A 20,524-nucleotide genomic window follows, 5' to 3' on the forward strand; every position below is an offset into this window, starting at 1 on the left:
CACCGAGTCGAGAAGCATGGAAACCATCCGAATTCGCGGCGCACGCACGCATAATCTCAAGAATATCGACGTCGATCTGCCGCGCGACAAGCTCATTGTCATCACCGGGCTTTCCGGCTCCGGCAAGTCCTCGCTGGCCTTCGACACGCTCTATGCCGAGGGCCAGCGCCGCTACGTCGAGTCGCTGTCGGCCTACGCACGCCAGTTCCTGGCGCTCATGGAAAAGCCGGACGTGGACCTGATCGAGGGATTGAGTCCCGCTATTTCCATCGAACAGAAATCCACCTCGCACAACCCGCGCTCGACGGTCGGCACGGTGACGGAGATTTACGACTACCTGCGCCTGCTGTACGCGCGGGTGGGCGAGCCGCGTTGCCCGGAACACGGCGTGACGCTGTCCGCCCAGACGGTGAGCCAGATGGTGGATCACGTCATGCAGCTGCCCGAGGGCTCGAAGCTCATGCTGCTCGCGCCCATAATCGAGGCGCGCAAGGGCGAGCACGTACATATCCTAGACCGGCTGCGCGCGCAGGGTTACATCCGCGCGCGCATCGACGGCACGGTGGTTTCGCTGGACGAAGCGCCGGAACTCCAGAAGAACATCAAGCACACCATCGAGGCGGTGGTGGACCGTGTCGCGGTGCAGCGCGGACAGGAACAGCGTCTGGCCGAATCCTTCGAAACCGCGATCGGTCTGGGCGAGGGCCTGGTGCGCACCGTGGTATTGGACGACGAAGGCCGCAGCGCGCAGGAAATGGTTTTCTCCGCGCGCTATGCCTGCCCGCATTGCGGCTACAGCCTGTCCGAGCTCGAACCGCGGCTGTTTTCCTTCAACAACCCGGCCGGCGCCTGTCCAATCTGCGACGGGCTCGGCGTGCGCCAGTTCTTCGATCCCGCGCGCGTGGTCAGCGATCCCAGCCTGCCGCTGCCGGCCGGGGCGATTCGCGGCTGGGACCGGCGCAACGCATTTTATTTCCAGATGCTGGAATCGCTGGCCAAGCATTACAAGTTCGATCTCGACAAACCGTTCGAGGAGCTGCCGGAAAAGATACGCAACGTGATTCTCCACGGGAGCGGCGAGGAGATCATCGCCTTCGCTTATCTCGGCGAACGCGGCCTGCACTCGCGGCGCAAACACGCCTTCGAGGGCGTGATTCCCAACATCGAACGGCGTTACCGCGAGACCGAATCCAGTTCAGTCCGCGAGGAGCTGGCGAAATATCTCAGCCATCAGCCGTGCGAAACCTGCGGCGGATCGCGCCTCAAACTCGAGGCACGGCATGTGTACATCGAGAACCGGCCGCTGCACGATATCACCCATCTGCCGATCCGCGCGGCGCTGGATTTCTTCCATGCCCTGCGCCTCGAAGGTAGCCGCGGCGAAATAGCCGCCAAGATCGTCAAGGAGGTCGCCAACCGGCTCGGCTTTCTGGTCAGCGTCGGGCTGGATTACCTGACGCTCGCGCGCGCGGCGGAAACGCTGTCCGGTGGGGAGGCGCAGCGCATCCGCCTCGCCTCGCAGATCGGCGCGGGGCTGGTCGGCGTCATGTACGTGCTCGACGAGCCCTCCATCGGCCTGCATCAGCGCGACAACGCGCGCCTGCTCGACACCCTGCGGCACTTGCGCGACCTGGGCAACACCGTGATCGTGGTGGAACACGACGAGGAGGCGATCCGCGCCGCGGATCACGTGCTGGATATCGGCCCCGGGGCGGGCGTGCACGGCGGCGAGGTCGTGGCCCAGGGCACGCCGGAGGACATCGTGCGCCACCCACGTTCGATTACCGGGGCCTATTTGCGTGGCGAGAGGGAAATCCCCATCCCGTCCGCGCGGACGCGCAACGATCCCGCGCGCCAGATCGTGATACGCGGCGCCACCGGCAACAACCTGAAAAACGTGGATGTATCGATACCGGTGGGGCTATTCACCTGCGTGACCGGCGTTTCCGGTTCCGGAAAATCCACGCTCATTAACGACACCCTGTATGCCTCGGTCGCCAAGCACCTCTACGGGGCCGCGCTCGAACCGGCGTCGTGCCGCAACATCGAGGGACTCGACCAGTTCGACAAGATCGTGGACATCGACCAGGCCCCGATCGGGCGCACGCCGCGCTCCAACCCGGCGACCTACACCGGCCTGTTCACGCCGATCCGCGAACTCTTCGCCGCCACGCCGATGGCGCGCGAACGCGGCTACGGACCGGGCCGCTTCTCGTTCAACGTGCGCGGCGGGCGCTGCGAGGCCTGCCAGGGTGACGGTCTGATCAAGGTGGAGATGCATTTCCTGCCGGATATCTACGTGCCGTGCGATATTTGCCGCAGCAAGCGCTACAACCGCGAGACCCTCGACATCCGCTACAAGGACAAGAGCATCGACGAGGTGCTGGCCATGACCGTGGAAACGGCGGCGGGATTCTTCAGCGCCATCCCCGCCGTGAACCAGAAACTGCAGACACTGCTGGACGTGGGCTTGTCCTACATCAAGCTGGGCCAGAGCGCCACCACGCTTTCCGGCGGCGAGGCGCAGCGCATCAAGCTCGCGCGCGAGCTGTCCAAGCGCGATACCGGGCGCACTTTATATATCCTGGACGAACCCACGACGGGGCTACATTTTTACGACATCCAGCAGTTGCTCGTGGTGCTCATGCGGCTGCGCGACCACGGCAACACGGTGGTGGTGATTGAGCACAATCTCGACGTCATCAAAACCGCCGACTGGCTCATCGATCTCGGCCCCGAAGGCGGCGACGGCGGGGGGAAGGTTCTGGCCGCGGGCACGCCCGAGAACATGGCGCAGAACCCGGCTTCGCACACCGGGGCATTTCTCAGGCAGGTTCTGAAACGCGCCGCGCCGCCACGGCGGCTGACCGGGTAATCTCTCAGCTGTACATTTCTTTCGCCCGCGCGCGGATCGCATTCCATTCCTGCTCGGGCAGCTGCAACACCTGGTGCAAGGGCTTCGGGGTATCGATCCCCAGGCCCTGCGCGTAGTCCACTCCCATCTCGCGGATACTATTCAGGATCGGAGCGTTCTCCACTGATTCGGCGATGGTGGTCAGCCCCATGACATGCCCGATCTGGTTGATGGCATCCACCATCGCATGGTCGACGGGGTCTTCGACCATGCCCTCGATAAAATCGCCCGCGATCTTGAGGTAATCCACCGACAGGCTCTTGAGATAGCCAAAGGAAGACAGGCCGGAGCCGAAATCATCGAGCGCAAAGTGGCAGCCCATGCTCTTGAATCGCGCGATGAAATCGCGCGCGCGTGACAGGTTGGCGATGGCCGCCGTTTCGGTGATTTCGAAGCAAATACTCGCGGGACTGATGTGGTGCTGGGCGAATTGCTGCATGACGAAATCCAGAAATTTTTCATCGCCCAGGGACTGGCCGGACAGGTTGATCGCGAAGCGGGCGCTGCCGGGTTCGCCGCCACCGCCGCGCGCCTGATGTTCTTCCAGCATCGAGAACACGGTCCTGATCACCCAGCGGTCGATCGACGGCATGAGATGATAACGCTCGGCGGCCGGAATGAATGCCGCGGGCAACACCAGGTCCTCGTCCTGAACGCGCACCAATATTTCGTAAAACCGCGCGGACGGGGATGCTTCCTCGCCCAGCGGGACGATTGCCTGGCAATAAAGATCAAAGCTGTTGTTTTCTAGCCCTTGCCGCAGCCGGTGCACCCATTGCATCTCGCCGCGGCGCTGGGCCATGGCGCGATCGCCTGGCTGGTAGATATGGATGCGGTTGCGCCCGTGGTCCTTGGCCACGTAACAGGCGGAATCGGCGGCGCTCAGCACCTCCGTTATTCCACCGCTGTCGCGCGAGATCGGCACGAGACCGATGGAAACGCCGATTTCGAACGTGCGGCTCTCCCACAAAAAGCGGAAATCCTTGACCGACTGGCGCAGCAGGTCGGCGATCTGCTTGGCCTTGTCAACGGAGCAATCCTCCAGCACCACCCCGAACTCGTCCCCGCCCAGGCGCGCGAGCACGTCGCTGGCGCGGATTTCCTTTTGCATGTGGTTCGCCAACTGTTTCAGGAGTTCATCGCCCGCAATATGCCCGCAGGTATCGTTGACGATCTTGAACTGATCGAGATCGAGATACAACAACGCGTGCTCGCGCGACCCGGCCTGGGCGCTTTCGAGAACCTGATGCAGGCGCGTCTCGAACTCGCGCCGGTTGAGTAGTCCCGTGAGCGGATCGTGGCTCGCCAGATATGCCATCCGCCGCGCCATGCTCTGGATCTCGGTGACGTCGTGGAACACCACGACGGCACCGAGAATGGCGCCATCGCGGTCGCGAATAGGTGCCGCGGAGTCCTGGACTTCGATCTTCCCGCCTTCGTGGCTCATCAGCAGGTGATGGCTGTCGTGGCGAATGATACGGCCTTCCTGGAGGCAATAATGGATGGGGTACTCTACGAGGTGCTTGGAATCCTCGTCAAAAATCTTGAACACTTCGGAAAGCGGCTTGCCGCGCGCGGCGTCGCCTTTCCATTCCGTGAACTGCTCGGCCACCGGATTCATGTAAACGATCCGGCCTTCGGCGTCGGTGGTGATGACACCGTCGCCGATGGATTCGAGCGTAACCTGGGCGCGCACCTTTTCCAGAAACAGTGCGTCCTCCGAGCGCTTTTTCTCCTTGTCGCGCGCCTCCTGCAGGGCGGCGGCCATGGCGTTGATGCCGTCCTCCAGCTGGCCGACTTCTCCACCCGATAGAGTGGCGACGCGATGATCGAGTTGGCCGTTCTTGATCTTGCCCACCGCCTGGGTAAGCGATAGCACCGGCCGTGTCACGGTGCGCGCCATGCGCAACGCAAACACCACGGTCACCACCAGGCCCAGCGCCACCATGAACAGGCTCTGGAACAATATCCGGTTCTGCTCCGTCTGCAGCGCGGCGCGGGAAAGCGACACCGAAACCCATCCAACCTGCTTCCGCAGGTCCACCGGTTCGGACACCGGCGGCGTGGCGCGCCCGGACGATTCAACACGATAGATGGGCGCGAGGAATTTGTAGCGCGTGACGTCTGTGACGGGGCCCTTGTCCTTCTCGTCAACGGCGGCGCGCGCGAGAATGCTGCCCCCCATGTCCGTGACTGTCGCGGACAACACATTCTTTTCCTTCAAGGTCGACTGGAGCAACTCCGCCAGCTTTTTCCGGTTATGGGTGGAAACAGCGTCTTCGCAAGTCGATGCCAGGCGCGTGGCGAGCGCCTGTCCGCGGTCATGCAGCGCCTGTTCGAGGTCCTGAATACGCGCGTTGGTGAATTGCTGCAGCGCCAACAGGAACACCGCCACCGTGAGCGGTGCCAGCGCCATGAACAGCACCCGTTTCTGCAGGCTCCATTCCTTCATGCGCGGTTCATTTCTCCAGAAACACGATGGGATCGCCGGGTTTCAGACCAAGACGCGCGGCGGCGCTGCCGCGATTGACAGCGACCTCGACGAGCCCGTTGGCGTTCTCGTACCAGAAGACCGTACCCGGCGGTACATCCGAAAAGATCCGTGCATATTTCACCACTTCCCCGCCGGCACGAAGTGCCTGCTCCGGACGCATCGTCACCGCGCGCAGACCGGTAACGCAATTACCGTAATGGTCAACATACAGGATTTCAGCCAGGTCGTCCGGCCAGGACTCTCCCGGGCGAGGTGCAGGCGTGATCGGATCGGAATCCGGCATCTCGTCGCGCACCAGTGTCGACTCTCTGGACCGGCGGTCGGGGAAATAACCCGCCGGCTCGGAATCCGGCATCTCGCCGCGCGCCAACCGCGCCGCCACCGGCGCAAACAGGTCGCGTCCGTGGAAACTGGCGGACAGCCGCGGCGGCCGCCAGCGGATCACGCGGCAATCGCATTCACCGGCGCGGCGCCTCACCATCTCAAACAAGCCATTGTCCGGTCCGACATACCAGCGCCCGTCGGCCTTGAGCATGAACGGCCGGCGCGCGCCGCCCACGCCCGGGTCCACGACACACACAAAAACCGTGCCCGGCGGAAACTCGTGGATATAGGCCGGCAACAAATAAGCGGCGGCGCGGATATTGAAATCAGGAACGGCATGGAACAGGTCGATGACCGGTACGCCCGGCGCCTCCCGCGCGAGCACCGCATGCAGTTGGCCGACGTAGGGATCGGTGAGACCGAAATCGGTAAAAAGGACAATCATGGCCTGCATGCCTCATTGTCTTTCACAAACATCAAACAAAAAAGCCGGGCGCGGGCCCGGCTTTTGATGCACGCTCGATCTAACCGGCGCTATTCCGCTTTGGCTTTGGCCGCCGATTTTTTGCGTGTGGCGGATTTTTTCTTGGGCGCTGCCTTGGCTTTTTTGACTTTCTTGGCCTTGCCTTCGGCCGCGGGCGCCGTTTCAACCGCCGGTTCTGCCGCCGTGGTTACGGCCTGACGTTCGGTCAACTGCACCAGCGCCATGGGCGCGGAATCGCCACGGCGGTAACCGGTCTTGAGAATTCTGAGGTAGCCGCCCGGACGGTCCTTGAAACGCACGCCGATATCGTCGAACAATTTTCCCACCATCTCGCGGTCACGCAAGCGCGAATAAGCCAGCCGGCGATTGGCCAGCGTCGCGCTCTTGGCCAGCGTGATCAGGGGTTCGGCCACGCGCCGCAGTTCCTTCGCCTTGGGGAGCGTGGTTGCCAGCTGTTCGTGACGCAGCAGCGAAACCGCCATGTTGCGGAACATCGCCTCACGGTGACTGCTGGTGCGGTTGAGTTTACGACCGCTCTTGTGGTGACGCATGGTTTAAGCCTTGTGATTTCTTTAGATGCCGGAACCCTGTTGCTCCGGGGTCTTCTCTCTCTCCTTCAGGGAGGTCGGCGGCCAGTTCTCGAGTTTCATGCCCAGCGACAGTCCGTGCTGGGCCAGAACGTCCTTGATCTCGGTGAGAGATTTCTTGCCGAGATTCGGCGTCTTGAGCAGTTCGAACTCGCTGCGCTGAATGAGGTCGCCGATGTAAAAAATGTTTTCGGCCTTGAGGCAATTGGCCGAGCGCACGGTGAGTTCGAGATCGTCCACCGGCCGCAGCAGCAGCGGGTCCATCTCGGGCTCTTTCTTCTCTTCCGATTTGGCCTCGGGGCTCTTGAGTTCGACGAAAATGGAAATTTGATCCTGCAGAATGTTGGCCGCGCGCCGCACCGCCTCTTCCGGGTTGATAGCGCCGTTGGTTTCGATATCCAGCACCAGCTTGTCGAGGTCGGTACGCTGCTCCACGCGCGCGTTCTCGACCGTATAGGCCACGCGGCGAATCGGGCTGTAGGAGGCATCGAGCTGCATGGTGCCGATGGAACGGCCCGGCTCGCCGGTGCGCACCGTGACCGGCTGATAACCGCGGCCACGATTGACCTTGAGCTCCATGCTGAGCGTCGCTTCCTTGGTGAGGGTGGCGATCAGGTGCCTGGGATCGACCACTTCCACGTCGTGTTCCAGCTGGATGTCGCCGGCCGTGACCGCGCCCGGTCCTTTTTTGTCGAGCCTCAGCGTCACTTCCTGGCGGCCGTGCATGCGCAGCGCGACCGTCTTGAGATTGAGCAGGATTTCGATCACGTCCTCCTGCACGCCTTCCAGGGTGGAATATTCATGCAGCACGCCCTCGATCTTGACCTCGGTGATCGCGCTGCCCGGCATCGAGGACAGCAGAATACGCCGCAGCGCATTGCCGAGCGTATAGCCGAAACCGCGTTCGAGCGGCTCGAGCGTGATTTTCGCGTGCGTGGAGGAAAGCGTCTGCACATCCACCAGACGCGGCTTCAGAAATTCGGTTGCAGAACTCTGCATGAGGGCGTCCTCGCTAGATACTGATTACATTACTTCGAATAAAGCGCCACGACGAGACTTTCGTTGATCTCCGATGGCAAATCGTTGCGCTCGGGCACGGTCTTGAACGTGCCCTTCATGGCCTTGACGTCCACGTCCAGCCACTCTGGAATGCCGCGCTGTCCCGCCGCTTCGAGCGAGGCCTTGATGCGCAACTGCTCGCGCGACGACGTGGCAATTTCGATCAGATCGTTCGGCCGGACCTGATAGGAAGGGATGTTCACGCGCTTGGTGTTGACGAGCACGGCGTTGTGACGCACGAGCTGCCTCGACTCGGAGCGCGAAATGCCGAAACCCATGCGGTAGACGACGTTGTCCAGGCGGGATTCCAGCATCTTCAGCAAATCCTCGCCGGTCGAGCCTTTGTGGCGCGCGGCTTCCTGGTAGTAATTCTTGAACTGTCGTTCGAGCACGCCATAGATGCGGCGCAGCTTCTGCTTCTCGCGCAGCTGCTTGCCGTAATCGGACAGGCGGCTCTTCTGCTGGCCGTGCTGGCCGGGGGCATAGGCGCGCTTGTCCACCGGACACTTCTCGGTGAAGCACTTCTCGCCTTTCAGGAACAGCTTGCCGCCTTCACGCCGGCACTGACGACACTTGGAATCGGTATAACGCGCCACTGACTGTTCTCTCCGTATTGAACTTAAACGCGACGTCGCTTGGCCGGACGGCACCCGTTATGGGGCATCGGCGTCACGTCGATGATATTGGCAATCTCGAATCCCAGGGCATGCAACGCGCGCACCGCCGATTCGCGTCCCGGTCCCGGACCTTTCACGCGCACCTCGAGCGAACGCACCCCGTATTCCTGGGCACCGCGACCCGCCTTGTCGGCCGCCATCTGCGCGGCAAACGGCGTGCTCTTGCGCGAACCCTTGAAACCGGTGTTGCCGCAGGTCGCCCAGGAAAGCACGTTGCCCTGACGATCGCTGATCGAGACGATAGTATTGTTGAACGAAGCATGGATATGGGCCACGCCCTCGGAAACGCTCTTCTTGACGCGCTTCTTGACCTTGGCCGGTGCGGCGGCGGATTCAGGTGCGGCAGTTTGATTGGTAGCCATTATTCAGTATTCCGGTGTGCTATTCGGTGGTCGGCTTGCCCGTGCCGCGGATGACGCTCTTGCGCGGACCCTTGCGGGTGCGGGCATTGGTTTTAGTCCGTTGACCGCGCACCGGCAAACCGCGGCGGTGACGCATGCCCCGGTAGGTGCCGAGGTCCATCAGGCGTTTGATATTCATTGACACGGTGCGGCGCAGATCGCCCTCCACCGTGAACTTCGCCACCTCGAGGCGGATTTTGTCGACTTCCGCGTCGGTCAGATCCTTCACCTTGGCGACCGGCGACACGCCCGAAGCGGTGCAAACGTCGCGCGCGCGCGTATGGCCGATCCCGAAGATCGACGTCAAAGCGATCCAGATGTGTTTCTGGTTCGGAAGATTGATACCTGCAATACGGGCCATTTCGCTTCTCTCTCCTGCTGCGCCCCGGCACGGGAAAACGCGCAAGGGTACTGATTCATCTCGTAAAAATCAACCGTTTTACAAGGTTTCTAGCCTTGACGTTGTTTATGGGTCGGATCGGAACAGATCACCCGCACCACACGTTTCCGCCGCACAATCTTGCAGTTACGGCACATTTTCTTGACGGACGCCCTTACTTTCATCGTTTTTCTCCCGATACTCTCAAACCGCGCGGTTAGCGCGACAACCCCATGCCACCGGTCAGATTTGCCTTCTTCAACAGGCTCTCGTACTGATGCGACATCAACCGGGCCTGCACCTGGGCCATGAAATCCATGCACACCACCACCACGATCAGCAGCGAGGTGCCGCCGAAATAAAACGGCACGTTCCACTTCACGATCAGAAACTCCGGCAGCAGACACACCAGCGTCACGTAGATCGCGCCACCCAGGGTCAGCCGCGACATCACGCCATCGATGTAGCTCGCCGTCTGGTCGCCCGGCCGTATGCCCGGGATGAATGCCCCGGACTTCTTCAGGTTCTCCGCCGTTTCCTTGGGATTGAACACCAGGGCTGTATAAAAGAAGCAGAAGAACACAATCGCCGACGCGTACAGAAGCACGTAAATCGGCTGTCCCGGTGACAGCGTCGTGGCGATGTCGCGCAACCAGTTCATGCCTTCCGCCTGCCCGAACCAGCTCACCACCGTGGCCGGGAGCAGGATGATGCTCGAGGCGAAGATCGGCGGGATCACGCCCGCCATGTTGATCTTCAGCGGCAAGTGGCTCGATTGTCCGGCCATCACCCGCCGCCCCTGCTGACGTTTGGCGTAGTTCACCGTAATACGCCGCTGACCGCGCTCGACAAACACCACGAACCCAGTGACGCCCAGCGTGATCGCAAACAGCACCAGCACGAACAGCGGCTGGAACGTACCGCGGCTTGCGAGATCCAACGTATGCGCAATCGCTCCCGGCAGCCCGGCGACGATGCCGGCGAAAATCAGGATCGAGATACCATTACCGATGCCACGCTCGGTCACCTGCTCGCCGAGCCACATCAGGAACATCGTGCCGCACACAAGTGAAATCACCGTAATCAGCTTGAAACCGATGCCCGAAACGATCACCACCGGCATGCCGGCCGAGGTCTGGCTCTCCAGCGCGATGGCGATACCCAGCGCCTGGAAGGTGGCCAGCACCACCGTGCCGTAACGGGTGTACTGCGTGATCTTGCGCCGCCCGCTCTCGCCTTCTTTCTTCAGCTGCTCCAGCGTCGGTATCACCGACGTCATCAGCTGCATGATGATGGACGACGAGATGTACGGCATGATCCCCAGCGCGAACAGCGAAAACCGCTGCAACGCACCGCCGGAAAACATATTAAAGAGCCCAACGATGGAGTTCTGCGTGCCCTCGAACATCTTTGCCAGCGCCACCGGGTTGATGCCCGGCACCGGGATATAAGTCCCGATGCGATACACAATCAATGCGCCCAGCACGAAAAAAATCCGCTGCCGGAGGTCCGTGAGCTTGCCCAAGCCCGCGAGACCGCCGAAAGTTCCGGCTGGACTACTCATATGACAGGACGAACGAAGTAGGGCTTCATTGCCATGGCAAGACGAACGAAGCAGGGCTCCATTATCTCAGTCCTCGACCTTCCCGCCGGCCTTCAGTACCGCTTCGCGCGCACCCTTGGTCAACAGGATTCCACGCAGCACTACCGGTTTCTCCAGCGAACCGGAAAGATAAACCTTGGCCCGTTCCGCCTGCGGCGAAACGATGTTCGCCTTCTTGAGCGCGGCCAGATCGATCACCGCTTCTTCGACCTTGCCCAGTTCGAGCAACCGCACTTCCGCGGTCAATCCCTGCACCTTCATGGCCGAACGGAAACCGCGCTTGGGCAGACGCCGCTGTATCGGCATCTGGCCGCCCTCGAAACCGACCTTGTGATAGCCGCCGGCACGCGCCGATTGACCCTTGTGACCCTTGCCGGAGGTCTTGCCCAGACCTGAACCGCCACCGCGTCCGAGGCGCTTGGCCGCCGTTTTGGCGCCGCGGCCCGGTTTCATCGTATTCAGCTGCATGTTCATATCTCCTCGCACTTCACCAGGTAGGAGACCTTGTTGATCATCCCGCGCACCGCCGGGGTGTCCTCCAGCTCCACGCTATGCCGCTGACGGCGCAGACCCAGTCCGCGAACGTTCGCCATATGCTTCTTGCCGGTGCCGAAAAAGCTGTGCAGCAGCGTCACCCGGAGTTTTTTCTTGGCCATGGTTCCGCTCCTTAACCGAGGATCTCTTCGACTTTCTTGCCACGCTTGCGCGCGACCATGTCCGGGCTGTGAATCGCCTGCAGACCCTTGATGGTGGCGCGCACCACGTTGACTGGATTGCGCGAGCCGAGGCACTTCGCGAGCACGTCCTGCACGCCCACCACCTCGAACACCGCGCGCATGGCGCCGCCGGCAATGACGCCGGTGCCCACGGAAGCGGGTTTCATCACGACCTTGGAGGCGCCGTGCGCCGCCATGACCGCGTGATGCAAGGTCGGTCCCTTGAGCTGAACCTTGGTCATGTTACGGCGCGCGTTCTCCATGGCCTTGCTGACCGCCGCCGGCACTTCACGCGCCTTGCCGCGACCGATGCCGACGCGGCCGGCGCCGTCGCCCACCACGGTCAGTGCCGAGAAGCCGAAAATCCGGCCACCCTTGACGACCTTGGCCACGCGCCGGACGCTGATCAGTTTTTCCTGAAAATTATCGCTACGTCCTTCGGATTCCGTGAATGCCGCCACTATGTAGTCCTCAGAAGTCCAAACCGTTTTCGCGCGCCGCGTCGGCCAAGGCCTTCACGCGCCCATGATATTTGAAGCCGGAACGGTCGAAGGCCACGCGCGTGATGCCCGCGCTCTTCGCCTTCTCGGCAATGCGTTTGCCGATGAGCTTCGCCGCCTCGACGTTACCGCCGTGCTTGATCTGGCCACGCACGTCCGCTTCGACCGTGGACGCAGAGGCCAGCACCTTGCCACCCGTCTTGTCGATGATCTGAGCGTAGATGTGACGCGGCGTACGGTGCACGCACAGGCGGTCAGCCTGCAGGCCGATGATTTTCCGCCGTATATGCCGCGCCCGGCGCAGACGTGTGTTAATTTCTCTTTTCATATAATTCGTTTACCTGTACCCGAAGCCGTTATTTCTTCTTGGCTTCCTTCTTTACCACCACTTCATTGACGTAACGCACGCCCTTGCCCTTGTACGGCTCCGGTGAGCGGTAGTCGCGGATTTCGGCGGCCACCTGGCCCACCAGCTGCTTGTCCGCGCCCTTGATGACCAGATTCGTCTGATCCGGCGCCTCAATCGTGATCCCATTCGGGATGTCATAAACGATCGGGTGCGAATAGCCCAGCGTCAGGTTGAGCTTCTTGCCCTGCACCGCGACGCGATAACCGACGCCGATGATGGTGAGCTTCTTCTCAAATCCTTTGGCGACTCCATTCACCATATTATTCACCAGTGCCCGCGTGGTGCCGGAGACGGCGCGCGCCAGTGCCGAGTCGTTGGTGCGCTGGAACTTGAGCAGGCTGCCTTCCTGCGTCATCTTCACCAGCGGATGCATCTCATGCTCCAGATTGCCCTTAGGGCCTTTCACGCTGAGCTTGGCGCCGGCAAGCGCCACCTGGACGCCGCTCGGAACTGCCACCGGATTTTTAGCGATTCGTGACATAGCGGACTCTTACGATACGATGCACAGAATTTCGCCGCCGAGCCCGGCCTTGCGGGCGGCACGGTCGGACATGATGCCTTTCGAGGTGGAGATAATCGCCACGCCCGTTCCGCCAGCGACGCGCGGTAATTTGTTCGTGCCCTGATACCGGCGCAAACCGGGAGTGCTCGCCCGATCGAGGCGCTCGATCACCGGCTGTCCGCCGTGGTATTTCAGGGTGATATCGAGCATGGGTCGGCCAGCCACCATGATTTCCTGGCAAGCCTCGACATAGCCCTCGTCCTGCAGCACCTTGGCAATGGCGAGTTTCAGCTTGGAAGCCGGCACGTGCACGCTCATCTTCTCGGCCTTCTGGCCGTTGCGAATGCGGGTCAACATGTCGGCGATCGGATCGGTCATCATAAATTTAGTTCCTTTTACCAGCTCGCCTTGGTAACGCCGGGCACTTCACCGCGCATCATGATCTCGCGCAACTTCGAGCGCGACAGCCCGAACTTGCGGTAATAGCCGCGCGAGCGTCCGGTGAGGCTGCAACGGTTGCGGCGGCGGGTGTAGCTCGAATCGCGCGGCAGTTTCTGCAACGCGACCATGGCCGCGTGGCGGTCCTCTTCGGAGAGTTTTACGTTCTTCACCTTGTCGCGCAACTCGCCGCGCCGGACGGCATACTTGGCAACCAGCGCGGTGCGGTTTTTGTCACGATTGATCATGCTTGTCTTGGCCATGCAAAAATCCTCAACTGCGCAGCGGGAAACTGAACGCCACGAGCAGCGCGCGCGCTTCCGCGTCGGTCTTGGCGCTGGTGGCGATAGTGATGTCCATTCCGCGGACCGCATCGACCTTGTCGAAATCGATCTCGGGGAAAATGATCTGCTCCTTGATGCCGAGCGAATAATTGCCGCGTCCGTCGAAGGAGCGCGACGGCAGACCGCGGAAGTCGCGGATGCGCGGGATCGCCACGCTGATCAGGCGATCCAGAAATTCATACATGCGCTCGCCGCGCAGCGTCACCTTGCAGCCGATCGGCCAGTTCTCGCGCACCTTGAAATTCGCGATCGATTTGCGCGCACGGGTGATCTGGGGTTTCTGGCCGCTGATCTGCGCCATGTCGTTGACGGCGTTGTCGATCACCTTTTTATCGGCCATGGCTTCACCCACCCCCATGTTGAGGGTGATCTTGATAATGCGCGGCACCTGCATCACGTTCTGGTAGCCGAACTTGGCCTGCAACGCGGGCACCACGCTCTTCCGATAATGTTCCTTTAACCTAGCCATATTAAAAATCAACTCACTTAAAAACCGTTTTATACCTGGAAAGATTTCACCTACTCCCCCTCTCCCGCATCAGCGGGAGAGGGTAAGGGGTGAGGGCTTCCTTAAAAAATCATTTCACGTCGGCGACTTCGCCGCTTTTCCTGAAGAACCGTACCTTGTTCCCGTCTTGCATGATTCGCGTGCCAACACGCTCACCCTTGCCCGTCGCCGGGTTGTACAGGGCAACGTTGGAAACGTGGATCGGCGCTTCCCGATCGATAATCCCGCCGGTCACCCCCTTGTTGGGGTTCGGCTTGGTGTGGCGCTTGATCATGTTCACGCTCTCGACCAGCACGCGGCTGTCCTCGAGCACACGCAGGACCGTGCCCTGCTTGCCCTTGTCGCGGCCGGTCAGCACCATCACCTTGTCACCTGTTCGAATCTTTTTCATAATCTCCAACCTTTACAGCACTTCGGGCGCGAGCGAGATGATCTTCATGAACTGCTCGTTGCGGAGCTCGCGCGTCACGGGTCCGAAAATACGCGTGCCGATCAGTTCGCGCTTGGTGTCCAACAGCACCGCCGCGTTGGTGTCGAAGCGGATCACCGAACCGTCCGTCCGGCGCACGCCCTTGCGGGTACGCACGATGACGGCGTCGTAGACATCGCCCTTTTTGACCTTGCCGCGCGGAATCGCTTCCTTCACGCTGACCTTGATCACGTCACCAATACCGGCATAGCGGCGATGGGAACCCCCCAACACCTTGATGCACTGCACCGTTTTTGCCCCGCTGTTGTCGGCAACCATCAGCGTGGTCTGCATCTGGATCATTAGCCTGTCTCCACACGGCGCCCCGCCCCGGGCGAAAGCGCGCGATTATAACATTCACACCAAAATCAGCCAAAATTCAAAGCCTTATTCAGACCTCGCGGGCCCGTTCCAGCACCTTCACCAGACGCCAGGCCTTGGACTTCGACAACGGCCGGCATTCCTCGATCTGCACCAGATCGCCTTCCTTGCACTCGTTGCTCTCGTCATGCGCGTGCAGCTTGGTATGACGCGTAACGATCTTGCCGTACAGCGGATGGCGGATACGGCGATCCACCTGCACGGTAATCGTCTTGTTCATCTTGTTGCTGATCACGCGACCGCTCAGCGAGCGCGCAGTTTTCGTCTTTTCGCCCATGTCCTTATCTCGACTTCTCGTTCATAACGGTGCGCATACGCGCGATATTGCGCCGCACCTTCGGCAGATTCGCGGTATTGGCCAGCTGTCCGGTCGCCTTCTGCATGCGCAGGTTGAACTGTTCGCGCAGCATGTCAGTCAGCTCCTTCTGGCGCGCCGCGGTATCCATCTCTCGATATTCTTTCGTTTTCATCTTCATATCTGCCTTACAACGTTCTGGTCACGAACGTGGTTCGGAGCGGGAGTTTGGCGGCCGCGAGCTTGAACGCCTCGCGCGCTTCCTGCTCGTTGATTCCTTCCATCTCATACAGCACGGCGCCGGGTTTGATCTCGGCCACCCAGTACTCGACGTTGCCCTTGCCGCTGCCCATGCGCACTTCAAGCGGTTTCTTGCTCACCGGCTTGTCCGGAAACACCCGGATCCATACACGCCCGCCACGCTTGATGAAATGGGTGAGCGCGCGGCGCGCGGCCTCGATCTGGCGCGAGGTCAGGCGCCCGCGGGCGATCGACTTCAGGCCATACTCGCCGAAGCTCACCTTGTTGCCGCGCAGGGCCAGGCCGCGGTTGCGGCCCTTCATCATCTTGCGATACTTCGTTCGTTTCGGTTGCAGCATATTCAATCCAAATAAGTTTTATTCCTACTCCCCCTCTCCCGCCCTGCGGGAGAGGGAAAGGGGAGAGGGCTTCCTCAAATCATTTACCCGGCCGTCGCGCCTTTCTTCTGAGCCTCGGCGTCCTCCGCCTTGGGCGCGTCCTTATCGAACACCTCGCCCTTGAAGATCCACACCTTCACGCCGATCTTGCCGTACGTCGTCTGGGCCTCGGAAAAACCGTAATCGATGTCGGCGCGCAGCGTATGCAGCGGCACTCGACCCTCGCGATACCATTCGGTGCGTGCGATCTCGGCGCCGTTCAGGCGGCCAGCGACCATGACCTTGATACCCAGCGCGCGCAGGCGCATGGCATTGGTCACCGCGCGTTTCATGGCGCGGCGGAACATTATGCGCTTTTCCAGCTGCTGGGCGATGTTTTCGGACACGAGCTGCGCGTCCAGCTCCGGCTGGCGTACCTCTTCCACCGCCAGCTGCACCGGACGGCCGGCGATCTTGGTCATTTCCTGGCGCAGCTTCTCGATGTCCTCGCCCTTCTTGCCGATAACAATGCCGGGACGCGCGGTATGCACGGTGATATTGATGCTCTGCGCCGGACGCTCGATCACGATCGTGCTCAGCGCCGCGTTCTTGAGCCTCAGCTTGAGGTAGTCGCGCAGCGCGATATCCGAGAGCAGGTTCTGGGTATAGGACTTGGTGCCCGCGTACCACTTGGCGGTCCAGTCGCGGCTGATCCCCATGCGGAATCCGATCGGATTTATTTTCTGGCCCATCAGCTTTTCTCCTTCTTCACGGCCTTTGACCGCTTCTTCTCATCGCTCACCACCACCGTGATGTGACTGGTGCGCTTGAGAATACGCACGCCCCGCCCTTTGGCGCGGGCATGAAAGCGGCGCAACGTGGGTCCGCCGTCCACCTGAATCGTCGCGACCTTCAGTTCATCCACGTCCGCGCCCTCGTTGTGCTCGGCGTTGGCGATGGCCGATTCGAGCACCTTGCGCAGGTGGCCCGCCGCCTTCTTGGGGCTGAACTGGAGCAACTCCAGGGCGCGCGCTACCGGCAGGCCGCGAATCTGGTCGGCGACCAGCCGGCCTTTTTGCGCGGACACACGAACGTATTTCAGAACGGCAGTGGCTTGCATGGCATTACTTTTCCATCGTCACTTTGTTGGCTCTTCCGTCGTCACCTTGCGGTCACCCGAGTGCACCTTGAAGGTCCGGGTGGCGGCAAATTCGCCGAGCTTGTGGCCGACCATATTTTCGGTAACCAGCAGCGGCACATGCTGCCGCCCGTTGTGCACCGCGATCGTCAGGCCCACGAAATCCGGCGTGACGGTCGAGCGGCGCGACCAGGTCTTGATCGGCTTCTTGCTGTTTTCCGCGCGCGCCTTGTCCGCCTTCGCGGCGAGGTGCGCGTCGACAAATGGTCCTTTTCTGACTGAACGTGGCACGGTCCGGAACCCCTCTTACTTACGCCTGTGAATAATCATGGAATTGGTGCGCTTGTTCGCGCGCGTCTTGTAACCCTTGGTCGGCGTGCCCCACGGGCTCACCGGATGGCGACCACCCTTGGTGCGGCCTTCGCCGCCGCCGTGCGGATGGTCCACCGGATTCATGGCCGTGCCACGCACCGTCGGACGGATGCCGCGCCAGCGCGACGCACCCGCCTTGCCGATCTTGCGTAGTGAATGCTCGGCATTCCCGACTTCGCCGATGACGCCGCGACACTCCACGTGTACCTTGCGCACCTCGCCGGAACGCAGTCGCAGCTGCGCGTAGTCGCCATCGCGCGCGATCAGCTGCAGGCTCGCGCCCGCGGCACGTCCCAGCTGGGCGCCGGCACCGGGCTTGAGCTCCACGCAATGCACGGTCGAGCCCACCGGAATACTGCGCAGCGGCAGGCAGTTGCCTGCCTTGATCGGAGCCTCGGACCCGGACAGGATTTCCATGCCCGCCGTCACGCCCTTGGGCGCGATGATGTAGCGGCGTTCACCATCCTTGTACAGCACCAGCGCGATATTGGCGCTGCGATTCGGATCGTACTCCAGGCGTTCCACCCGGCCCGGAATGCCGTCCTTGTCGCGCCGGAAATCGACGAGGCGATAGTGGCGCTTGTGACCGCCACCCTGATGCCGCGTACAGACACGGCCCAGATTGTTGCGTCCGCTGCCGCGGTTTTTCTTCTCGAGCAGCGGCGCGTGCGGCGCGCCCTTGTGCAGATCGGGGCTTCTCACCCGGACCATGGCGCGGACACCCGCGGAAGTTGGCTTGCTCTTGACCAGTGCCATTGCCTGAATTCCTTATTGCTGCCCGACGAAATTGATGTCCTGGCCCGGCTTCAGGCGCACATACGCCTTCTTCCAGTCCTGCCGGCGGCCGGCGTTACGTCCGCCCTTGCGCTTGCCCAACACGTTCGTCACCGTCACCGATTCCACCTGGACATTGAACATCTTTTCCACCGCCAGTTTGATCACCGGCTTGGTTGCATCGGGACGCACTTCGAATACCATCTGCCGGTGCTTGTCCGCCAGCCGCGTGCTCTTCTCGGAGATATGCGGTGCGAGAATCACCTGAAACAGTTTTTCTTCATTCATCTTGACGGGCGACGTCCCTACGGTTTTCTCCGCGTTCGCGGATCGCTTGGTCGATTTCTTTCCCGATGCCGCCTTCATGCCAGCATCTCCTCGAGCTTCTTCACCGCGCCCTGGGTCATGATCACTTTTTCATAACGGACCAGGGTCACCGGATCAGCCTGGCTCACGGTGCGCACATCCACGTCCCGGAGATTACGCGCCGCCAGCACCAGATTGTTGTCGAGCGTTTCCGTCACGATCAGCACATCGGCGGTGTCCAGCTTCTTGAGTTTTTCCACTAGAGCCCTGGTCTTCGGCTGATCCATGTTGAACTCGGAAACCGTCACCAGCCGGCCCTGACGCAGCAGTTCGGACAGGATGGAACGCAACGCCCCACGGTACATCTTGCGGTTGACCTTGTGCGTGAAATTCTCGTCCGGCGAGGACGGGAACACCTTGCCGCCGCCGCGCCACAACGGGCTGCGGATGGTGCCGGCGCGCGCCTGGCCGGTGCCTTTCTGACGCCACGGTTTCTTGCCGCCGCCGCGCACTTCGGAACGGGTCTTCTGTTTGCGCGTGCCCTGGCGGCCAGTGGCCTGATAAGCGACCACGACCTGATGCACCAGCGGCTCGTTATAAGCCGCGGCGAACACCGTGTCGGATACCTGAAGTTCCGACGCCGATCCCGTTGCGTTCATCAGTTGCACTTTCATGAACCGTTCCTTTACTTCGTCTTCGTTGTCTTGGCCGTCTTCCTGGCCTTGACGCTCGGGCGGATCACCACATCCTGACCCTTGGGTCCGGGGATGGCGCCTTTGACCATGAGCAGGTTGCGCTCGGCGTCCACCTGCATGACTTCAAGATTCTGGCAGGTCGCCGTGGCATCGCCCAAATGTCCGGCCATGGGTTTGCCCGGAAACACGCGGCCAGGCGTCTGGCGCTGGCCGATGGAGCCCGGGGCCCGGTGACTCAGCGAGTTACCGTGGCTGGCGCGCCCGCCGGCGAAATGATGACGCTTGATGGTGCCGGCAAAACCTTTACCGATCGAGGTACCCTGCACGTCCACGTGCTGGCCCACCTGGAAAATATCGAGCTTGATCTCGGCGCCGGGCTTGAGCTCGGCACCTTCATTGGCACCCAGGCGGAACTCCCAGAGTCCGCGGCCCGGTTCCACGCCGGCCTTGGCATACTTGCCCGCCAGCGGTTTGGGCAGTTTGTCCGCGCGGCGGCTGCCGATAGTTACCTGCACGGCGCGATAGCCATCATTCGCTTCATCCTTCATCTGGGTGACGCGGTTGGCGGTCACTTCCAGCACCGTAACCGGTGTCGCCTCGCCAGTTGCCGAGAACAGGCGGGTCATGCCGATTTTTTTGCCTACGAGTCCGAGTGCCATGATCAATGCCTCAGGAGAGCTTGATTTCGACATCCACGCCGGCGGCGAGGTCGAGCTTCATGAGCGCATCCACGGTTTTGTCCGTGGGCTCGATGATGTCCATGATCCGTTTGTGCGTGCGCATCTCGAACTGGTCGCGCGATTTCTTGTCGCAATGCGGCGAGCGGTTGAGCGTGTAGCGCTCCACCTTGGACGGCAGCGGAATCGGGCCGCGCACGAGCGCGCCGGTGCGTCTCGCCGTGTCGACAATTTCCGCCGCGGAACGATCGATCAGACGATGATCGAAGGCCTTGAGGCGGATGCGGATTTTCTGGTTAGCCATTTGCGTTGCTCGATCCTATTCAATCACCTTCGCCACCACCCCCGCGCCCACGGTCCGGCCGCCTTCGCGGATGGCGAAGCGCAGGCCCTGTTCCATGGCGATGGGGTTGATGAGGGTGACCACGATCTTGATGTTGTCCCCGGGCATGACCATCTCG

General features: G+C 61.5%; 30 protein-coding genes and 2 pseudogenes. 1 reads left to right on the top strand and 31 read right to left on the bottom strand.

What is annotated here, in order from left to right; translation table 11 throughout:
- Positions 1–16 precede the first annotated feature (16 nt).
- The gene (gene uvrA, locus ACC569_RS01910; RefSeq protein WP_372521802.1) at positions 17–2,875 is read left to right on the top strand and encodes an excinuclease ABC subunit UvrA; all 2,859 of its coding nucleotides are present in this window, start codon (positions 17–19) and stop codon (positions 2,873–2,875) included.
- A 4-nt stretch (positions 2,876–2,879) separates the two neighbouring features.
- Here uvrA and ACC569_RS01915 read toward each other — a convergent pair whose 3' ends face one another.
- From ACC569_RS01915 to tuf, 31 genes and pseudogenes are all read right to left on the bottom strand, one after another.
- Complete coding sequence (locus ACC569_RS01915; protein WP_372521803.1) at positions 2,880–5,366, bottom strand: EAL domain-containing protein; 2,487 nt, start codon at positions 5,364–5,366, stop codon at positions 2,880–2,882.
- Positions 5,367–5,373: 7 nt separating this feature from the next.
- The gene (locus ACC569_RS01920; protein WP_372521804.1) at positions 5,374–6,186 is read right to left on the bottom strand and encodes an S-adenosyl-l-methionine hydroxide adenosyltransferase family protein; all 813 of its coding nucleotides are present in this window, start codon (positions 6,184–6,186) and stop codon (positions 5,374–5,376) included.
- Positions 6,187–6,389: 203 nt separating this feature from the next.
- A pseudogene (rplQ, locus tag ACC569_RS01925) lies at positions 6,390–6,767 on the bottom strand (50S ribosomal protein L17); the annotation flags it as partial.
- 21 nt (positions 6,768–6,788) lie between these two features.
- On the bottom strand, positions 6,789–7,802 hold the full coding sequence (rpoA, locus tag ACC569_RS01930; RefSeq protein ID WP_372521805.1) for a DNA-directed RNA polymerase subunit alpha: 1,014 nt from the start codon (positions 7,800–7,802) through the stop codon (positions 6,789–6,791).
- A gap of 29 nt (positions 7,803–7,831) precedes the next feature.
- Positions 7,832–8,458 (bottom strand): 30S ribosomal protein S4, encoded by a 627-nt coding sequence (gene rpsD / locus ACC569_RS01935; protein ID WP_372521806.1) that lies wholly within the window; start codon positions 8,456–8,458, stop codon positions 7,832–7,834.
- Between the two features lie 23 nt (positions 8,459–8,481).
- Positions 8,482–8,901: a 30S ribosomal protein S11 gene (gene rpsK / locus ACC569_RS01940; RefSeq protein WP_372521807.1), complete on the bottom strand. Its 420-nt coding sequence runs from the start codon at positions 8,899–8,901 to the stop codon at positions 8,482–8,484.
- Between the two features lie 19 nt (positions 8,902–8,920).
- Positions 8,921–9,301: a 30S ribosomal protein S13 gene (gene rpsM, locus ACC569_RS01945; RefSeq protein WP_372521808.1), complete on the bottom strand. Its 381-nt coding sequence runs from the start codon at positions 9,299–9,301 to the stop codon at positions 8,921–8,923.
- Between the two features lie 89 nt (positions 9,302–9,390).
- On the bottom strand, positions 9,391–9,504 hold the full coding sequence (gene rpmJ / locus ACC569_RS01950) for a 50S ribosomal protein L36 (RefSeq protein WP_096361292.1): 114 nt from the start codon (positions 9,502–9,504) through the stop codon (positions 9,391–9,393).
- A 32-nt stretch (positions 9,505–9,536) separates the two neighbouring features.
- The gene (secY, locus tag ACC569_RS01955) at positions 9,537–10,883 is read right to left on the bottom strand and encodes a preprotein translocase subunit SecY (RefSeq protein WP_372521809.1); all 1,347 of its coding nucleotides are present in this window, start codon (positions 10,881–10,883) and stop codon (positions 9,537–9,539) included.
- A gap of 66 nt (positions 10,884–10,949) precedes the next feature.
- Positions 10,950–11,390, bottom strand: coding sequence for a 50S ribosomal protein L15 (gene rplO / locus ACC569_RS01960; RefSeq protein WP_372521810.1), 441 nt, complete (start codon positions 11,388–11,390; stop codon positions 10,950–10,952).
- 2 nt (positions 11,391–11,392) lie between these two features.
- Positions 11,393–11,578, bottom strand: a complete 186-nt coding sequence (rpmD, locus tag ACC569_RS01965; RefSeq protein ID WP_372521811.1) for a 50S ribosomal protein L30 — start codon at positions 11,576–11,578, stop codon at positions 11,393–11,395.
- A gap of 11 nt (positions 11,579–11,589) precedes the next feature.
- Positions 11,590–12,099, bottom strand: coding sequence for a 30S ribosomal protein S5 (gene rpsE, locus ACC569_RS01970; RefSeq protein ID WP_372521812.1), 510 nt, complete (start codon positions 12,097–12,099; stop codon positions 11,590–11,592).
- Between the two features lie 10 nt (positions 12,100–12,109).
- A complete protein-coding gene (gene rplR / locus ACC569_RS01975; protein WP_372521813.1) occupies positions 12,110–12,466 on the bottom strand; it encodes a 50S ribosomal protein L18 in 357 nt (118 codons plus the stop codon).
- Positions 12,467–12,494: 28 nt separating this feature from the next.
- The gene (rplF, locus tag ACC569_RS01980) at positions 12,495–13,028 is read right to left on the bottom strand and encodes a 50S ribosomal protein L6 (RefSeq protein ID WP_372521814.1); all 534 of its coding nucleotides are present in this window, start codon (positions 13,026–13,028) and stop codon (positions 12,495–12,497) included.
- Between the two features lie 9 nt (positions 13,029–13,037).
- Entirely contained in the window at positions 13,038–13,430 is a 393-nt protein-coding gene (gene rpsH, locus ACC569_RS01985) for a 30S ribosomal protein S8 (protein WP_372521815.1), read from the bottom strand.
- A gap of 14 nt (positions 13,431–13,444) precedes the next feature.
- Positions 13,445–13,750, bottom strand: coding sequence for a 30S ribosomal protein S14 (gene rpsN / locus ACC569_RS01990; RefSeq protein ID WP_372521816.1), 306 nt, complete (start codon positions 13,748–13,750; stop codon positions 13,445–13,447).
- Positions 13,751–13,760: 10 nt separating this feature from the next.
- Positions 13,761–14,300 carry a 50S ribosomal protein L5 gene (gene rplE, locus ACC569_RS01995; protein ID WP_372521817.1) on the bottom strand — a complete coding sequence of 180 codons (540 nt, stop codon included), beginning with the start codon at positions 14,298–14,300 and terminating at the stop codon, positions 13,761–13,763.
- A 109-nt stretch (positions 14,301–14,409) separates the two neighbouring features.
- The gene (gene rplX, locus ACC569_RS02000; RefSeq protein WP_372521818.1) at positions 14,410–14,730 is read right to left on the bottom strand and encodes a 50S ribosomal protein L24; all 321 of its coding nucleotides are present in this window, start codon (positions 14,728–14,730) and stop codon (positions 14,410–14,412) included.
- 12 nt (positions 14,731–14,742) lie between these two features.
- Positions 14,743–15,111: a 50S ribosomal protein L14 gene (gene rplN / locus ACC569_RS02005; protein WP_372521819.1), complete on the bottom strand. Its 369-nt coding sequence runs from the start codon at positions 15,109–15,111 to the stop codon at positions 14,743–14,745.
- Between the two features lie 88 nt (positions 15,112–15,199).
- Positions 15,200–15,466, bottom strand: coding sequence for a 30S ribosomal protein S17 (rpsQ, locus tag ACC569_RS02010; RefSeq protein WP_372521820.1), 267 nt, complete (start codon positions 15,464–15,466; stop codon positions 15,200–15,202).
- Positions 15,467–15,470: 4 nt separating this feature from the next.
- On the bottom strand, positions 15,471–15,659 hold the full coding sequence (gene rpmC, locus ACC569_RS02015) for a 50S ribosomal protein L29 (protein ID WP_372521821.1): 189 nt from the start codon (positions 15,657–15,659) through the stop codon (positions 15,471–15,473).
- A gap of 13 nt (positions 15,660–15,672) precedes the next feature.
- On the bottom strand, positions 15,673–16,083 hold the full coding sequence (gene rplP / locus ACC569_RS02020; RefSeq protein ID WP_372521822.1) for a 50S ribosomal protein L16: 411 nt from the start codon (positions 16,081–16,083) through the stop codon (positions 15,673–15,675).
- A gap of 83 nt (positions 16,084–16,166) precedes the next feature.
- Positions 16,167–16,853, bottom strand: coding sequence for a 30S ribosomal protein S3 (rpsC, locus tag ACC569_RS02025; protein WP_372521823.1), 687 nt, complete (start codon positions 16,851–16,853; stop codon positions 16,167–16,169).
- Positions 16,853–17,221: a 50S ribosomal protein L22 gene (gene rplV, locus ACC569_RS02030; protein ID WP_372521824.1), complete on the bottom strand. Its 369-nt coding sequence runs from the start codon at positions 17,219–17,221 to the stop codon at positions 16,853–16,855. Before rplV ends, rpsC begins: the two co-directional genes overlap by 1 nt.
- An 18-nt stretch (positions 17,222–17,239) precedes the next feature.
- Positions 17,240–17,530, bottom strand: a complete 291-nt coding sequence (gene rpsS / locus ACC569_RS02035; protein WP_372521825.1) for a 30S ribosomal protein S19 — start codon at positions 17,528–17,530, stop codon at positions 17,240–17,242.
- A 15-nt stretch (positions 17,531–17,545) separates the two neighbouring features.
- Positions 17,546–18,367: a 50S ribosomal protein L2 gene (gene rplB / locus ACC569_RS02040; protein WP_372521826.1), complete on the bottom strand. Its 822-nt coding sequence runs from the start codon at positions 18,365–18,367 to the stop codon at positions 17,546–17,548.
- A gap of 12 nt (positions 18,368–18,379) precedes the next feature.
- Positions 18,380–18,673, bottom strand: a complete 294-nt coding sequence (gene rplW, locus ACC569_RS02045; RefSeq protein ID WP_372521833.1) for a 50S ribosomal protein L23 — start codon at positions 18,671–18,673, stop codon at positions 18,380–18,382.
- Between the two features lie 74 nt (positions 18,674–18,747).
- The gene (gene rplD, locus ACC569_RS02050) at positions 18,748–19,365 is read right to left on the bottom strand and encodes a 50S ribosomal protein L4 (RefSeq protein WP_372521827.1); all 618 of its coding nucleotides are present in this window, start codon (positions 19,363–19,365) and stop codon (positions 18,748–18,750) included.
- A gap of 11 nt (positions 19,366–19,376) precedes the next feature.
- Positions 19,377–20,045 (bottom strand): 50S ribosomal protein L3, encoded by a 669-nt coding sequence (rplC, locus tag ACC569_RS02055; RefSeq protein ID WP_372521828.1) that lies wholly within the window; start codon positions 20,043–20,045, stop codon positions 19,377–19,379.
- Positions 20,046–20,055: 10 nt separating this feature from the next.
- Entirely contained in the window at positions 20,056–20,367 is a 312-nt protein-coding gene (gene rpsJ, locus ACC569_RS02060) for a 30S ribosomal protein S10 (protein WP_372521829.1), read from the bottom strand.
- 15 nt (positions 20,368–20,382) lie between these two features.
- Positions 20,383–20,524: pseudogene (gene tuf / locus ACC569_RS02065) on the bottom strand (elongation factor Tu); the annotation flags it as partial.

The sequence above is a fragment of the Sulfuricaulis sp. genome (genome assembly GCF_041499725.1).
Taxonomy (GTDB): Bacteria; Pseudomonadota; Gammaproteobacteria; order Acidiferrobacterales; family Sulfurifustaceae; genus Sulfuricaulis.